The following is a 15,472-nucleotide window of genomic DNA, read 5'->3' as shown; positions in this document are numbered from 1 at the left end:
ACCCATGACCCCCATCACTCTGCTGAGCCCGGACGGTGAATTCACCGCGCATCCGGAAATTCATCTCGAACTCGGTGCCGACCTCTGCGCGGAGCTGTATCGGCACATGCGCGTTGCACGACGTTTCGACGCAGAGTGTCAGAATCTGCAGCGGCAGGGCGAGCTCGGACTGTGGCTCAGTTGCGTCGGACAGGAAGCCGCGCAGATCGGTTCGATCACCGCGATCAGGGCAGAGGACCACGTCTTTCCCAGCTACCGCGAGCATGCCGCCGCACTGGCCCGCGGCGTCGCGGCGGACGAGATCATGGCCCAGTGGCGCGGGTGTCGAAACAGCGGATGGAGTCCGAACAAGCACCGCTTCCACATCTATACGCTCGTTCTGGCAGCTCAGACACTGCACGCCACCGGTTACGCGATGGGATTGCAGCGGGACGACTCCGACGACATTGCCGTCGTCTACTTCGGCGATGGCGCGAGCAGCGAGGGTGATGCGAATGAAGCCCTCAACTGGGCGGCGGTCACGGGCGCACCGTTGTTATTCATCTGTCAGAACAACGGACTCGCCATCTCTACGCCGACGAGCGCACAAATGGGTGCGCCATTGCATCAGCGAGCAGCCGGATTCGGCCTGAAGTCTGCGGTGGTGGACGGCAACGACGTCCTCGCGGTGCACGCGGTCACCCGTGCCATGGCTGAGCACGTCCGCAGCGGCAACGGTCCTGCCTTCATCGAAGCGGTCACCTACCGCATGGCTGGCCACAGTACAGCGGACGACCCCACTCGGTATCGATCCACCACCGAAGTGGACCAATGGCGCGCGCGTGATCCGCTGGTTCGCCTTGCGTCGTTCATGCGTGCCTCTGGCTGGTTGGAGGCAGACCTGCTGACGACGGTGGACAAGCTGTGCGATGAGATCGCCGCCGAGGCACGACAGGTGTGCTCGACCCTGGCTCCACCCGATATCGACCATCTGGAGAGCGTGGTACTTTCCACACCATCTCCATTGAGCGTCGCGAACCCAAGGACGATCGAATCGCCCCGCGACGAGGTTGCGCCAACCACCCTCGCCAAATCGCTCAACCGGAGCCTGCACGACGCTATGTCCGACGATGATCGGGTCTTGGTGCTGGGTCAGGACGTCGGCCTGCTCGGCGGTGTTTTTCGGATTACCGATGGCCTTCAAACCAGGTTCGGTTCCGACCGCGTGCTGGATACTCCCTTGGCTGAGTCAGGGATCGTCGGTACAGCGATCGGGTTGGCCCTGCGTGGTTTCCGGCCAGTATGCGAAATCCAGTTCGACGGCTTCGTGTATCCGGCCTTCAATCAGATCGTTTCCCAGCTCGCGAAAATGCGAGCCCGCACTCTGGGAGAGGTCTCACTGCCGGTCGTCATTCGCATACCGGTCGGCGGCGGAATCGGCGCCGTCGAACATCACAGCGAGTCAAACGAGGCATACTTCGCCCACACCGCAGGTCTGCGTGTCGTGTATTGCTCATCGCCTGCCGACTCGTACTGGATGCTGCGCCAGGCTATCGAGTGTGACGACCCCGTAATCTTCTATGAGCCCAAACGGCTCTACTATACGAAGTCGATCTCGGAACCGTTGAGCGTGGAGCAGTGCGGGATGGAGGCTGCGCGCATCCTGCGCGAAGGCTCCGACGTCACCGTGATCAGTTATGGCGGCACCGTCGAAGTATGTCGGCGGGCTGCCGATCTCGCGGCCGAGGACGGTGTCGATATCGAGGTAATCGACATCCGCTCACTGGCGCCCCTGGACATCGAGACCATTGTCGCGTCAGTGCAGCGCACCAGCAGAGCCGTAGTCGTGCACGAGGCACCGTTGTTCTGCGGCTTCGGCGCCGAACTGGCCCAGACCATATCCCAAGACTGCTATCTACATCTCGAGGCGCCGGTGCGTCGCGTGGGCGGTCGAAACATGCCCTATCCACCCGCGAAGCTCGAGCACCTGTACCTGCCAGATGTCGACCGTGTGCTCGACGCGGTCGACTCGGTGCTCGTGTACTGACCGGCGCGATATGTACTGACAGCCAATCCTTTTCAAGGAACCTACGGAAAGGGCGCCTGCCCATGAACTCGCCTGAAATCAACCACGACATTGCGGTCCTCGGAGGGGGCTCGGCCGGTTACGCATGCGCGCTACGAGCCGCACAGCTGGGTATGTCGGTACTGCTCATCGAAAGCGATAAGCTCGGCGGGACCTGCCTACACCGCGGCTGCATTCCGACGAAGGCGCTGCTCCATACAGCCGAGATTGCCGACTCGATACGCACAAGCAGTAAGTTCGGAATCCGTGCATCGCTGACGGAGGTGGATCTCCCCGCGATCCACTCATATCGCGAGAGCGTCGTCGCCAAGCTCTACAAGGGACTCCAGGCGTTGGTCAAGAGCCGTAAGATTACTGTTCTCAAGGGGCATGGAAAGCTTGTGACCAACGGCGACACAACGGGTGTGGCCGTCGATGGACAAGTCTACCGGGCCAGGAACCTGGTCCTTGCAACCGGCAGTTACGCCAAGTCTCTGCCCAACCTCCACCTCGGCGGGCGCATTATCACGAGTGAAGACGCGCTCGCGTTGGCCACGCTCCCGGAGTCGGTGATAGTTCTTGGTGGTGGTGTCATCGGGGTCGAATTCGCCAGCATCTGGCGTAGCTTCGGTGCTGAGGTCACCATCGTCGAGGCGCTGCCGCGTCTGTTGCCAAGTGACGACGACCTCAGCTCAACGCAGTTGGAACGGGCCTTCCGGCGCCGTGGCATCCAGATCCACACCGGCGTTGCTGTCGAGAGCGCCGTTCAGACCGCCGATTCCGTGTCGGTGACGCTGTCCAACGGCGAATCCGTGCGGTCCGACTTCCTGCTGGTAGCCGTCGGACGAGGCCCGAACACCAGCGGCTTGGGCTTCGAAGACGCACTCACCTTGGACCACGGGTTCGTAGTCACCGACGAGCGACTGCGTACCGGGCGGGCTGGTGTATACGCCGCAGGAGACATAGTTGCGGGACCGCAACTGGCTCACCGCGGGTTCCAACACGGAATCTTCATCGCCGAAGATATCGGCGGTCTCAACCCCACCCCGAGCGATGATTCGGCGATTCCGCGCGTCACCTACAGTGACCCCGAGGTCGCCTCAGTGGGACTGACCGAGGCTGCTGCACGTGACCTTTACGGTGAAGTCCAAACTGTGACATATGATCTGGCCGGGAACGGGAAGAGTCAGATTCTCGGGACCGCCGGCGCAGTCAAGTTGGTCAAGAAGGGCGGGAAGGACGTTCCCGGACCCGTCGTGGGCATCCATATGGTCGGGGCCCGAGTGGGCGAACTCATCGGTGAAGCGCAACTGATCTGCAGCTGGGAGGCGAGCGCCGAGGACCTCGCTCCGCTGGTGCATGCGCACCCTACGCAGAACGAGGCCCTGGGCGAAGCCCACCTGGCACTGGCCGGCAAGCCGCTACACGTGCACGGCTAATACTTCGGCAATCATTGCTCAACTGAAATCGCTTGAGTAGGACAGCAATTCACCGCGGCCACTACGTCACCCATGAGCTCAGTCGGCGGTTCCTCCTGTAGGACGTACAGAAAGCCATCGTCTCGGACCTCGAAAACGTCCGGAGCGTACATCATGCACTCACCGTGTGATTGGCATCTGTCGTAGTCGACCTTGATCTTCACTTTTTCCTCCATTCCAGACTTCGTTTGTCAGCGCCGGATCCAGGCAATCGTTAGTACGGAATGTTCCCGGCGTCGACGGTCATAGCGTGGGCGGTGATGTAGCGGGCATCATCGGAGACTAGAAAAGCGATCGTGTTGCTGACATCCTGTGCCTGGATCATCTGCACATCCAACGCATTGGTGAACATTCCGCCGAGACGGGGATGTTTGGTGATGAGCTCATTGAGCTTGTTCATCGACGACTCGGAATTCATCTGTGTCTCAACGCCGGTCGGGTGGATCGTGTTGACACGGATATTGTGCTCGGCCAATTCGAAGGCCAACGATCGGGCCAAGCCCACCAGCGCGTGCTTCGCTGCCGTGTAAGGCTGCATGAAGGGAATACCCTTGAGGCCGGCGGCCGAGCTGGTGAAGATGATGGAACCGCCACCAGCGTCAAGAAGGTGATGGATCGCAAGCTGAGCGGTGTTCCAGACGCCGGTCAGGTTGATGTCGATGATGTCGCCCCACAACTCCGGGGTGACTTCCGACCACTCCTGAAGCGTGATAATGCCTGCGTTGGCGATCACACCGTCCAACCGGCCAAACTGAGCGACACCGTCATTGATCGCGCCCTCGAGCGCAGCACGGTCTCGCACATCGGCCTGCGCGGCGAAGATCTTCCCGCCGACCGCTTCGACCTCCTTGACGGTCTGCTCCAGGTTATCCGGGGTTGCCGCCGGATAATCAGTGTGCGGCAGTTTCTTGCAGACATCGACGGCGACAATGTTGGCGCCATCGCGAGCCAACCGTAATGCATGGCTGCGCCCCTGCCCACGGGCGGCCCCGGTGATCAGCACAACCTTCCCAGCTAAATTTCCCACTCCAGTGCTTCCTTTCTTCGTTGCCTCGGCGTGCGGACTCGATCCACTGCGCTGGATGGCGTGGTGGGGATTTCTAACGCCGTCGGTCCCAGTACGGTACGATAAATGTCGGACATAATCTAGAAGCCGGGAGGCGTCACCTTGCAAGAATCGCGCCGGTCGACACCAGCCCAGGGTTCGGCCGTCACCGAGATCGACGCGCTGGCTCGCGCGTACTTCGCCGCCCGCGCACACGATCCTGGCCACTTCAAGCGGGAATTGGTTCGCCTCGTCACCGACGACTTCGTCTGGTCGGCGCCGGGTTATCGCGCCATCCACGGTATGTCGTCGATGCTGAGTTTCGTCGATGAACAGGTGAAACAGTGCTACAAGCGATCTGAGATCAACATCCTGCGCCTCGCCGTGGGGACGGGGTTTGTTCTCACCGAGCGCATCGACACGATGTTCGACGACAGCGGATCGGTAATCTCGTCGATCGCCATCATGGGCAGGCTCGACATTCGGGCAGGGAAGATCAGTGCGCACCGGGACTACTTCGACCCGACAGTCATCCACACTCGCTCGGTAGCCGGTACAGAGAACGGGATTGTTAATATGTCCGACAGTTCGATGTAGCATGCCGTCGCTGCTTCCGCCCACAACTGAGCTCGCCGATTTGCCCGGCCGGGGTTCGGTTTGCGATCCGGTGGGAACCACCCACCGACCGGTGTGCTGGCCAACGCGCAACGATGAGATCGAAGTAACCGGCGACACTGCGTCCGTCGCAATCGGACCGGATGACAGCGTGTGGGTATTTCACCGCGGTCCAGTGCCAGTTGCCCAGTTCGACGAGTCCGGTCGGCTCCTGCGCTGCTGGGGCCGCGACGAGTTCGTGCGTCCACACGGCATCCGGGTCGACCGATTCGGCGACGTCTATCTGGTCGACGAATTCGCTCATGTCGTCGAGAAGCGCAGCCCGGAAGGCGAACTGCTGCTGGTTCTTGGTTCTCGCGGCCAAGCGGCGCCGGCACACGGTGGCGGGAGGTTCAACCGGCCGACTTCAGTGGCGGTGCATCCCCGTACCGGCGATATGTATGTGGCCGACGGCTACGCGAACTCACGTGTACACCGGTTCGACCGCCGAGGAAACCATATGCAGTCTTGGGGCGAACCCGGGAGTCGACTCGGCTGCTTCAGTCTTCCGCACCATCTTCACTTCCTGACCGAAGACATCCTGGTAGTTTCCGACCGGGAGAACTTCCGGTTGCAGTTCTTCGACACCGGCGGGATGACGCTGGGTCAATGGCACTCGCATCGCCCCTGCGCTGCGGTTCCCATCTCCATCGACGGCGAGGATTTGCTTCTCGTCGCCGAACTTGGCGCCAGCGGCATCCAACGTGATGTCGACGTTCTCGGTAACCGCTTGGTAGCCATCGACGCTCGAGGGCGGGAGCGGTTCGTACTTGATCGCCACACGCAAGGGGAAAATCTGGTCGCACCGCACGACGTCGCAGTCGACTCCGGTGGCCGGATCTACGTCGCAGAGGTGGCCACTTCGTGGCTCAACTACAACTTCGCCATCACTCCGAAGACAGCACCGGTGAGCCTCCGGCGCTGGGACCCAACGATATAGACGAGGACGAGGACAACGTGCTGTTCGAGAACAAGGTAGCGATCGTCACCGGCGCCGCATCGGGTATCGGCGCAACCACCGCTCAGCTGCTGGCGGCCGAAGGTGCCGCCGTGGTCGTCGCTGACATATCCGATGAAGCCGGCCAGCGTATCGTCGATGAAATACGAGCTGGTGGAGGACAAGCCGCATACCGACACGTGGACGTCACCGACGAGTCGGCCGTCGCGGGAATGGTTGATTTTGCGTTGTCAACGTTCGGTGGACTGCACATCGCGGTCAACAATGCCGGCATCTCTCTGGCGGAGGCACGCACGCACGAGATCACGCTTGAGCAGTGGAATGCTGTGATCAACCTCAATCTCACCGGAACCTGGTTGTGTTTGCGTGCCGAAGTCAAGCATTTCCTGGCCAATGGCGGGGGTGGCATCGTCAACGTCGCGTCCGGTGCCGGATTGAAGGCGGGGCCGCCCGGGCTCACGAATTACACGGCCAGCAAGCACGGCGTGGTGGGGCTGACCCGAAGCGCTGCAGTGGACTACATCAAAGACAACATCCGGATCAACGCTCTTGCCCCCGGTGCAACGGCGACCGCGCTGATCCGCTCGTACCCCGAAGAAGCACAGCAGCGGTTCGCAGCACTGATGCCCTGCGGTCGGCTGGCCGAACCCGAGGAGATGGCCGAAGCCATAGCGTGGCTGCTGTCGGACAAGGCATCGTATGTGAGCGGGACGGTGCTCGAAGTCGACATGGGTTTCATGCAGGCGTGACGACGAGCCCGGTGAACGTGATGTGGGGGGCCTGCCTCCACAATCACGACCTACTGACTCGGGCGGAATGTCTGCGCCCGGCCGGCTTCGACTCGATGACCGCATTCGTCAGCGATGTCGAAGAGCTTGAAGCTCGTCTAGGCTCGACACGCGCGATTCGAGATGCGTTGGCCGAACGAGATGCTCCGGTGATCTGTCTGGACCTCTACATCGGCTGGTATCCGGGCTACGATCCGGGCTGCGCCGCCGGCGCGGCAGCTGACCTACTCAAAACCAGCGAGCAAGACATTCTGCGGTATGCAGGTGAGCTGGGTGTCGAGTTCATCTCGCTCGTGGCGCCGTTCCAGGGCGCGGATGCTCCGTTCGAGGCCGTTGTCGATTCTCTGGGACAGTTCACCGACCGGGCGAATGCACTCGGAGTTCGACCTCATCTCGAGGTGAGCAACGGATCGAAGGTCAGCACCATCGCCGGCGGTCTGGCCCTGGTGGAGGCGGTGGGGCGCGAAGGGCTGGGTCTGGTGATCGACACCTACAACCTGATCAAATCCGGAGGTCGCCCCGTCGACGTCGATCCCGTTCCGTTGGAACGCATTTTTCAGGTACAGCTCGTGGACGGTTCATTCGCCACCCAGGTCGATAGGTTCTACGACTCGACGCACTTCCGCGAGCTGCCGGGCGAGGGCGAATTGCCGGTGGCCGATATCGTCCAACGAATCCTCGACAAGGGGCCCCTTCCCCCCACGGGCCCAGAGATTTTCAATGATAGGCTGGTCGAAATGCCTCCCCTCGCCGCCGCCCAGGCTTGCTCACAGGCCATGATGCGACTGCTGGATCGGCTGTCAGCGGACTGATATGACCGCGGCAGCAGCGGCGATCTGGCCGATGCCCGCCGCGTCCGCGACTGCCCGCAGCGAAACCGCATCCCGGAGCAGTCCCGCAGCTGGATACTCTTCGAGATAGCCGTAGCCACCGAAACACTGCAAGGCGCGAGCCGCAATGTCGACGGCAGTGTCCAGCGCATCTAGCAGTATCCCGGCCGCCCGTGCCACAGTCGGCTCTCCAGCATGTATCTGGGCTTCGAGCAAGTCTGCTGCCGCCCGCAGTCGGACGAGCTCGTCCCTCATGGTGGGCAACGCCGTGAGGGGCCCACCAAACTGAACCCGGCTCTGGGCATAGGTGAGGGCGGAGGCCGCGGCACGATGGACAAGGCCGGCCGTCACAGCGATCATTCCGCTGTAGAGCGAAGCGCGGACCTCGTCGTCGGCCACCGCCGGGCGCCATGAAACACGCTCAGCCAGATCCGCCGCACAGGCCACCATGCCGTCGAGACCCGTACAGCGCACGGGCTCTCGTCGTGCGAGTTCGGACGTCGACACCACGCAGAACTCTGATCCGCGCAGAACCAGCAGATGCGCGTTGCCTCCAAGGGCGTCGAAGCGCTCAATACGTGTCGAGCCGTCACCTGCCCCGACGACCGACAGATCGACAACTCCCACCGCGTCGCCGCGTTCGATTGCTGACGAGAGGGTCGACGCATGGGAGGAGGCCGCGTTGATGAGGGGCATACACGCATGCAACTGCGCCATGCCCAATCCCATCGCCGGCCAGCCGATCGAGACCTGACGGATGGCAATCATCGTCGTCAGATGGTCAGCACCGCCCCCTCCGAGATGCTCAGGTATACCCAGCGCCCAGATCCCGCTATCGGCCAGCGTCTTTCGGGCCCGCTCGGAGTCGGCTCCTCGCTTCAGCGGACCCGAGGTCAAGTCAGCGATCAACTCGCACATCGCTCGGTGTTCCGGCGTGAGAAGGGGCATCGGCGAAGTGGTCATCTCACTTCCAAACCACGCTGGGATCCGGTGATCGCCGCTCGGCGAACGCGGCGCTTGTTTCGTGGGCTTCCCGCGTCGTCAAGTACAACGTCAATTGCTGGTCGTGGGCCATCCGAGCCTGACCCGAAACCCCATTGTGCTTGGCCGAGAAGGCCGCCTTGAGCGCGCCCAACGCCATCGGGCTGCGGCTCATCAGTTCGCCGGCCACCTCGTTCGCCCGGTCGATGAGTTGATCTGCCGGCACGACGTCATTCACCAGACCTAACGACAGCGCTTGCTCTGCAGTGTACTTCCGGTTCAGATACCACATCTCCTTAGCCCGCTTGCGCCCTATCGTGTCCTCCAGGTACCAGGTGCCGTAACCCGCATCGAAGCTGCCGACTAGAGGTCCAACCTGTCGGAACACCGCGTTCTCTGCGGCGATCGTCAGATCGCACACGGTGTGCAATACGTTGCCCCCGCCCACGGCGAAACCATTGACGGCCGCGATGATTGGTTTCGCGATCGTATCGATGGCCTGATATACATCAATGATCGGCAGCACATTGGAATAGTCCAGCCCGTGGACCTCGTCGTGTTCCCCGCCGATGCAGAAGAACTTTTCGCCTGCCCCCGTCAAGATCGCGACTCGCAGGTTGGGTGAGATTCGGAAGCGCTGCAAGGCGTCGAGCAGCTCGACACACGTGACGTCGCGGAACTTATTGCCAGCCTCCGGACGATTCAAAGTGATAGTCAGGACACCGTCAGCATCGTTGACGAGTATGTCTCGGTACGTCATCAGCTCTCCTCTGTGATTCCGCCGCCGGCACGAAAGCCGCGGCCGCTCTTGTCTCCCAGGTATCCCGCGGCGACCATCTGACTCAGTAACGGCGAGGGCGCATACTGCCGATCCTGCGTCTGCTCATATGCGCTCACTGTTGCGTGGTGATGTGTGTCAAGGCCGATGACATCGAGCAGTCGAAAGGGGCCCATCCGGTAGCCGAGTCCCAGTTCCAGTGCGGTGTCGATGTCTTCGGCTGATGCAAGTCCGCTGTCATAGGCGTCGATCACATCATTGAGGTACGGCATCAATAACCGATTGACCAGGAAGCCGGGCCGGTCCTTGACCTGTACGGGCGTCTTGCCCAATGAGATACAGAACTCAGACAGGGCGGCAACAACTTCTGGAGCGGTCTGCAATGCACCAACTACTTCGATCAGCGCCATCAGGGGCGCCGGATTGAAAAAGTGCAGCCCCGCGAACCGGCTCGGGTTGTCGACGCAGTTGGCAAGCCGCGTCACCGAGAGGGCCGATGTGTTGGTCGTCAACACCGCATCCGGGCCGACCACCCGGGCTACCTGCGGCCACAACGCCTCCTTCAGCACCACGTCTTCGGCCACCGCCTCGATCACGAGACCGCATCCCGCCAACTCGTCGACGGCGGTCGTCTCCGTGATGTTGTCAAGCGTCGAATCACGTTGCTCAGCAGTAATCTTGTGACGCCGGATGCCCTCAACGAGGAAGTCGGTGAGCTTCTGCCGTCCCGCCGCGATACGGTCACCGTCGGTCTCCAATACCTTGACGCGCCGTCCAGATTGGGCGACAACCTGCGCGATTCCGGTCCCCATCGTGCCGTATCCGAGCACCGCGACCTGTGTGAAATCAGACATTTGGATCCTCCTCACGCCCCGAAGAGTCGGGAGTCGTCGTAGCTATAGAACCCGCGGCCCGTCTTGCGCCCGAGGTCGCCGGAGGCGATCATTCGATCCACCAGAGGGGGCGGGGCGAAGCGCGGATCACGGAATTGCTCATAGAGTCGCATCGCGACCTCTTTGTGGATGTCCATCCCGACGATGTCAAGCAGGCGGAACGGCCCCATCGGGTGCCCTAGAGCATTGACGACAGCCGAATCGATTGACTCGACCGTGCCGACCCCAGCCTCCAAGGCGCGGATGACGTTGTTCTCCCATGGGATGAGGAACCGGTTGACAATGAACCCGGGCCGGTCCTTGACACTCACTGTCACCTTCCCGAGTCGTTCCATGAACCCGAGCGTGCGCTGATACGCAGTGTCATCGGTGTACTGACCGCGAGCCACCTCGACCAACTTCATCATCGGCGCGGGGTTGCAGTAATGGGTGCCGACCACTCGGTTCGGCAGTCGGGATCCGGCGGCGATACCCGTCACGGAGAGCGTTGACGTGTTGCTGTGAAAGAGGGTTTCTGGCGATACCACGGAGTCGAGTTCGGACCACAGCCGCTGTTTGATCGCCAGGTCCTCGAAGACCGCCTCGACAACCACATCGGCATCCGCGAGGTCGCTCAGCTCAGTTGTCGCTGACAGCCGCGCGATTGCGGCCTGGCCGGCTTCGGCGTCCAGCTTGCCCTTCTGAACACTGTTGCTGAGAAAGCCTCGCGCAGTCTCAAGGCCCCGGCCCAAATTCTTCTCGTCGATGTCACGAATAATGGTCCGGAAGCCCGCGCGCGCAGCGACGACTGCGATACCCGAGCCCATCGTCCCGGCTCCGATAACTGCGACCGTCTTGATTGATGCGGTGTCGTGGGTGAATTCAGCAGCGGGGTCAGCCGATGCACTCATACGCTTTGTCCTCCATCGATAACAATCACTGATCCCGTCATAAAGTCCGAAGCCGGACTCGCCAACTGCACGAGCCACGGAGAAATCTCATCCGGCTCCCCCATGCGTCGAGCCGGAACACCCTTCAAGATTCGTTGATACAGTTCGGGATCCGACCTGGCGGCGGCGTTGAGCTCCGTGGCGAAGTAGCCGGGCGCCACGGCATTGACCTGCACATTGTGGCGCGCCCATTCGATGGCCAGCGAACGCGTGAAGGCTATAATCGCCGCCTTCGACGAGCAATACGCCGTGTGCATGGCCACCCCGGTGAGGGCGAAGTTGGACGCGATGTTGATCACCTTGCCGCTGCCTTGCTCGACGAGGTGTCGCCCGATCGCCCGGGTTACCAGATAGGTACCGCGAACATTGGTAGCGTGCACCGCATCCCACTCATCGGGCTCCTGGTCCAGAAGCGACCTGGTGGCGAGGATGCCGGAGTTGTTGACCAAAATATCCACGTGGCCGAAGGCCTCCAAAGTGCGTGCCGCCAGCACCTCGACGGCCTCGGCGCTTGTGATGTCGGTCGGCTGTACCAATGCCCTTACGCCACAATCCTCCACCTCAGTGGCTACGTGCTCGAGCTGCTCTAAGCTGCGGGCCGCCAGCACGATGTCAGCGCCAGCTTGCGCCAATGCCTTTGCGAGTGCTCGCCCGATACCGCGCCCAGCTCCCGTGACCACCGCGACTCGGCCGGCAAGGACGCGTTCGGCATTGCTCATCGTGTCGCATCCTTCATCCGTGCGGCTGTGTCCCTGGCCACCAGCATTCGCTGGATCTCATTGGTCCCGTCGTAAATCTGCGTCACCTTTGCATCGCGCAGGTAGCGCTCCACGCCTATCGTCTGCAAATCGCCCCGCCAGCCGAGCAGCCGCACCAGTTCTGCCGCCACCGCAAAGCCTGTATCGGTGCACTGCTGTTTGAGCATGCTGATCGACGCCGTCGACGGTTCTGGTGAGGCATCGACCTCACGCGCGGTGGAGAAGAGCAGTAGCCGTGCCTGCAACAAGCGGCCACGCAGCTGCGCGAGCATCGCGCCGACCGGCGCAGGCAACCGGGGGCCATAGCGGTCAGTGAGGTCGGCGATCGCATGCGCATAGGCGCCACGCGCGATGCCGACCCCCTGCGCCGCCGCGCTGATACGCGATTTGATTACCGAGCGCATCACGACCTCCCAGCCAGCACCCTCGGGTCCCAGCCGATTTGCGATCGGTACCTTCACATCCTCGAAAAACAGTTCGGCCGTTGTGGAAGCGTGCATGCCGAGCTTGTGGAGCGTCCTTCCACGCTGCAGGCCGGCCGCAGCACCATCGACCACCAGTGCGGTCACACCGCCGCGGCGCGCCGTTCGATCTGTGGTGGCGAAGCACACCAGAACATCGGCTCGGTCTCCAGTGGTGATGAAGGTTTTCGAGCCTCGCAGCAGGTAGTGGTCGTCTGTGCGGCGTGCCGTGGTCTGCAGGCTGGAGACATCGCTGCCGGCATCGGCTTCGGTGATCGCCAATGACCCGTACGCTGAACCGTCAAGCAACGCAGGAATGTAACGCCGTGCGAGTTCGGTACTGCCTGCCAGCATGATCGGATAGGCCGCATGCGTCTGAGTCATGAAGACCAGGCTGGTAGCCGGACACGCGGCCGCGATCTCTTCCATCGCCGCGGCGTAGGCGACCGTACTGTCACCGGATCCACCGAGTTCTGTCGGGAAGAGAAGTCCCAACAACCCCGCGCGCGCCAGATGTTGAACACTGTCGTGTGCGAAGGTTTTGGTCTGATCCAATTCAGCGGCTACCGGGGCGACATACTGCGCACATACCGACCGCGCGGTGTCGCGCACAGACCGCTCCCGGCCGTCGAGCAGACATTCGGTGCTCGGTTCGTCGAGTGCCGCGTGTACCGCCAGGTAGGCCTCCGGGCTCGTCGCAATCCGTGTTCGCACCGACGGGGCCGTGCCGATATTGCTCAACTCCGGTCTCCGAAATCGGCAAAATTCGCTGCACGTTTGCCGCGGAATGCCGCGATTCCCTCCGCCGCGTCCGAGCTTCCCGTTGCGACCGCTGCCAACCCAGTCTCGGTTGACAAGCCCGCCTCCAGTGATTGATCGGCGGACACAGCAGTGGCCGCAAGGATGGAGCGCACCGCCCGGGGACCCATCTGCGCTACCTTGGCGGCCAACGCCAACGTGGTGTCAAGCAAGTCGGGGCCAGGAACCGGTTCGACGGGTGTCAGACCGATCTGGTAGGCCCGCGCCGCGGTGATTCGGGACGCCGTCAACATCGCGTGTACCGCAGCCCGTCTGCCAATCGCGCGAGTCAACCTCTGCGTACCGCCGTACCCGGGAATGAGCCCAAGTGAGGATTCGGGCAGTCCAAACGTGGCGTGTTCGGCCATCACCGGAAAGCTCGTTGCGAGAACCAGCTCGAAGCCGCCCCCCAGGGCCAGGCCGTTGACCGCAGTGATGACCGGAATGGGACAGGTTTCGATCCTCCGGAAGATTGCCTGCCCCCGCGCCAGCGCGTCGTACGCGGCCGCGGCCCCCAAGCCGGCCAATTCGTCGAGGTCAGCACCGGCACTGAAGGCCTTCTCCCCGGTGCCGGTCAAGACGATTGCCCGAACAGCCGAACGTAACGTCAACTCCGCGATGATCTGATCGAGCTCTGCCAGCAATGCGGCGTTGAGCGCGCCAAGTACCCGTGGCCGATTCAGCCGTACGAGTGCCACTTTGCCGTGCTCCTCGGTCACCACCACCGATTCGGTCATTGTGTCACTCGCAATCCGTTGGTTTCGGAGATGATCGTGTCCACCTCGTGCGGTGGATATCCGAGTTGGGTCAGCACTTCGGTCGTGTGCTCGCCGAGACGCGGAACCGGGTCATTGCGTGGGTGTCGCACAGAGGCCAGCCGGAATGGGCTGTGCACGCTGAAAAGCTGTTGGTCCTCCCCAGCCGGAAGAAGTGAGCTCCGCGCGAGCACCTGCTGATCGCTGACCACCTCGGAGAGGGTGTGCACCTTACTGCACGGAACTCCGGCCCGCCTCAGAGCCGCCAACCAGTGCTCTGCCGATTCTCCGGCCAGCCTGGCTGTAATTCGCTCCACCAGTAGGTCGCGGTGCTGGCGCCGCCGAGCGTTGTCGGTGAACCGCTCATCCGCTGCCAATTCGGTCAACCCGGTTGCCTCACAGAACCGTTGCCATAACGAGTCATTGCCCACTGCGACCACGATCGACCTGTCCGCCGTCGGAAAAGACTGGTAGATCGCCAACACCGAATCAGTCCCGCCGCTCGGTGCGGGCTCGGGATCCCCGGCCAGGAAGGCGGCCAGGCGCGGAGCCATCAAGGCCAGATCCGAATCCAGCAGCGAGACATCGATGATCTCGCCCTGTCCTCCTGTCCGTTGCCGAACCAATGCCGCAGATATCGCCAGCGCGGCGCTCAGTCCGGTGACGATGTCCGACAAGGCTGTGGACACTCGCTGAGGTGAACCGCCCTTCGCACCGGTGACGCTCATCATGCCCGATCTCGCCTGAGCGATGAGGTCGTACCCGGGCAGATTGCGGTCAGGCCCACTGAGCCCGAATCCGGACACGGCACAATAGATCAGCTGTGGGCTACGGGTGCATACATGCTCCGGTGTCAGCCCCAGCTTGATGAGCTTGGCGGGGTTCAGGCTCTCCAGAAAGACGTCAGCGGTATCGAGCAATCGAGACAGGACCTCGCCACCACGCTCCGAACGCAAGTCGAGGACGATGCTGCGCTTGTTGCGATTAGCCGCCGTGAACCACGCCGATAGACCATCGACAAACGGTGGGCCCCAAGAGCGGCAGTCGTCGCCGCCGCCCGGCCTTTCGACTTTGATGACGTCGGCACCAAGGTCACCGAGGTACATTGACGCAGTTGGGCCCGCGAATGAGGTGGTGATGTCGACAACGCGTACGCCCCTTAGCGGTCCGGAAGCTGGCGGCGTTCCGACTGCCGATTTGTCATCACTATCTGGATTCATTGCGGCCGGCCTCGGCCTCGTACAACCTCGAGGGTGCAACCACCTAGACCGGCCATCGCCTCTCCAATTTTGTTGTGAAATTTCAATGTATTGATCAGCAAA

Annotated in this window: 16 protein-coding genes and 1 pseudogene; 7 read left to right on the top strand and 10 right to left on the bottom strand. The window is 62.2% G+C overall.

The window, feature by feature from the left end; all coding sequences use genetic code 11:
• Positions 1-4: 4 nt before the first annotated feature.
• The 3 genes and pseudogenes from ABQE89_RS19955 to lpdA all read left to right on the top strand — a co-directional run.
• Positions 5-922, top strand: a pseudogene (locus tag ABQE89_RS19955) (thiamine pyrophosphate-dependent dehydrogenase E1 component subunit alpha); the annotation flags it as partial.
• Positions 923-1,099: 177 nt separating this feature from the next.
• Positions 1,100-2,026 (top strand): alpha-ketoacid dehydrogenase subunit beta, encoded by a 927-nt coding sequence (locus ABQE89_RS19950; protein WP_448419875.1) that lies wholly within the window; start codon positions 1,100-1,102, stop codon positions 2,024-2,026.
• Positions 2,027-2,088: 62 nt separating this feature from the next.
• On the top strand, positions 2,089-3,483 hold the full coding sequence (gene lpdA / locus ABQE89_RS19945; protein ID WP_448419777.1) for a dihydrolipoyl dehydrogenase: 1,395 nt from the start codon (positions 2,089-2,091) through the stop codon (positions 3,481-3,483).
• Positions 3,484-3,494: 11 nt separating this feature from the next.
• Here the strand turns inward: lpdA and ABQE89_RS19940 are convergent, their stop codons facing one another.
• Together ABQE89_RS19940 and ABQE89_RS19935 are read right to left on the bottom strand one after the other, a co-directional pair.
• A complete protein-coding gene (locus ABQE89_RS19940) occupies positions 3,495-3,698 on the bottom strand; it encodes a ferredoxin (RefSeq protein WP_448419775.1) in 204 nt (67 codons plus the stop codon).
• Positions 3,699-3,736: 38 nt separating this feature from the next.
• The gene (locus tag ABQE89_RS19935; protein WP_448419773.1) at positions 3,737-4,549 is read right to left on the bottom strand and encodes a mycofactocin-coupled SDR family oxidoreductase; all 813 of its coding nucleotides are present in this window, start codon (positions 4,547-4,549) and stop codon (positions 3,737-3,739) included.
• A gap of 141 nt (positions 4,550-4,690) precedes the next feature.
• On the opposite strand from ABQE89_RS19935, the gene ABQE89_RS19930 reads away from it, so the two are divergent.
• The 4 genes from ABQE89_RS19930 (at position 4,691) to ABQE89_RS19915 (ending at position 7,779) form a co-directional block, all read left to right on the top strand.
• A complete protein-coding gene (locus ABQE89_RS19930) occupies positions 4,691-5,164 on the top strand; it encodes a limonene-1,2-epoxide hydrolase family protein (RefSeq protein WP_448419771.1) in 474 nt (157 codons plus the stop codon).
• Between the two features lie 193 nt (positions 5,165-5,357).
• The gene (locus ABQE89_RS19925; RefSeq protein ID WP_448419769.1) at positions 5,358-6,161 is read left to right on the top strand and encodes an NHL repeat-containing protein; all 804 of its coding nucleotides are present in this window, start codon (positions 5,358-5,360) and stop codon (positions 6,159-6,161) included.
• Positions 6,086-6,928 (top strand): SDR family NAD(P)-dependent oxidoreductase, encoded by an 843-nt coding sequence (locus ABQE89_RS19920; RefSeq protein ID WP_448419767.1) that lies wholly within the window; start codon positions 6,086-6,088, stop codon positions 6,926-6,928. Before ABQE89_RS19925 ends, ABQE89_RS19920 begins: the two co-directional genes overlap by 76 nt.
• Positions 6,925-7,779 carry a sugar phosphate isomerase/epimerase family protein gene (locus ABQE89_RS19915; protein WP_448419765.1) on the top strand — a complete coding sequence of 285 codons (855 nt, stop codon included), beginning with the start codon at positions 6,925-6,927 and terminating at the stop codon, positions 7,777-7,779. Before ABQE89_RS19920 ends, ABQE89_RS19915 begins: the two co-directional genes overlap by 4 nt.
• Here the strand turns inward: ABQE89_RS19915 and ABQE89_RS19910 are convergent.
• Genes ABQE89_RS19910 through ABQE89_RS19875 form a run of 8 tightly spaced genes read right to left on the bottom strand, consistent with a single transcriptional unit; the run spans position 7,768 to position 15,370 of the window.
• Positions 7,768-8,760 (bottom strand): acyl-CoA dehydrogenase family protein, encoded by a 993-nt coding sequence (locus tag ABQE89_RS19910; RefSeq protein WP_448419763.1) that lies wholly within the window; start codon positions 8,758-8,760, stop codon positions 7,768-7,770. The genes ABQE89_RS19915 and ABQE89_RS19910 overlap by 12 nt on opposite strands.
• Position 8,761: 1 nt before the next feature.
• On the bottom strand, positions 8,762-9,538 hold the full coding sequence (locus tag ABQE89_RS19905) for an enoyl-CoA hydratase-related protein (RefSeq protein WP_448419761.1): 777 nt from the start codon (positions 9,536-9,538) through the stop codon (positions 8,762-8,764).
• Entirely contained in the window at positions 9,538-10,410 is an 873-nt protein-coding gene (locus ABQE89_RS19900) for a 3-hydroxyacyl-CoA dehydrogenase family protein (protein WP_448419759.1), read from the bottom strand. Before ABQE89_RS19900 ends, ABQE89_RS19905 begins: the two co-directional genes overlap by 1 nt.
• A gap of 11 nt (positions 10,411-10,421) precedes the next feature.
• Positions 10,422-11,339 carry a 3-hydroxyacyl-CoA dehydrogenase family protein gene (locus ABQE89_RS19895; RefSeq protein WP_448419757.1) on the bottom strand — a complete coding sequence of 306 codons (918 nt, stop codon included), beginning with the start codon at positions 11,337-11,339 and terminating at the stop codon, positions 10,422-10,424.
• Positions 11,336-12,097 carry an SDR family NAD(P)-dependent oxidoreductase gene (locus ABQE89_RS19890; protein WP_448419755.1) on the bottom strand — a complete coding sequence of 254 codons (762 nt, stop codon included), beginning with the start codon at positions 12,095-12,097 and terminating at the stop codon, positions 11,336-11,338. The genes ABQE89_RS19895 and ABQE89_RS19890 overlap by 4 nt, the downstream gene beginning before the upstream one ends.
• Positions 12,094-13,338 carry an acyl-CoA dehydrogenase family protein gene (locus ABQE89_RS19885; protein ID WP_448419753.1) on the bottom strand — a complete coding sequence of 415 codons (1,245 nt, stop codon included), beginning with the start codon at positions 13,336-13,338 and terminating at the stop codon, positions 12,094-12,096. Before ABQE89_RS19885 ends, ABQE89_RS19890 begins: the two co-directional genes overlap by 4 nt.
• Complete coding sequence (locus ABQE89_RS19880; RefSeq protein WP_448419751.1) at positions 13,335-14,132, bottom strand: enoyl-CoA hydratase/isomerase family protein; 798 nt, start codon at positions 14,130-14,132, stop codon at positions 13,335-13,337. Before ABQE89_RS19880 ends, ABQE89_RS19885 begins: the two co-directional genes overlap by 4 nt.
• Positions 14,129-15,370 (bottom strand): CaiB/BaiF CoA transferase family protein, encoded by a 1,242-nt coding sequence (locus ABQE89_RS19875; protein ID WP_448419749.1) that lies wholly within the window; start codon positions 15,368-15,370, stop codon positions 14,129-14,131. Before ABQE89_RS19875 ends, ABQE89_RS19880 begins: the two co-directional genes overlap by 4 nt.
• Positions 15,371-15,472 lie beyond the last annotated feature (102 nt).

Source organism: Mycolicibacterium sp. XJ1819 (assembly GCF_053483675.1).
The sequence above is the reverse complement of the archived record's forward strand: the minus strand, read 5'-3'. Positions and strand labels throughout refer to the sequence as shown.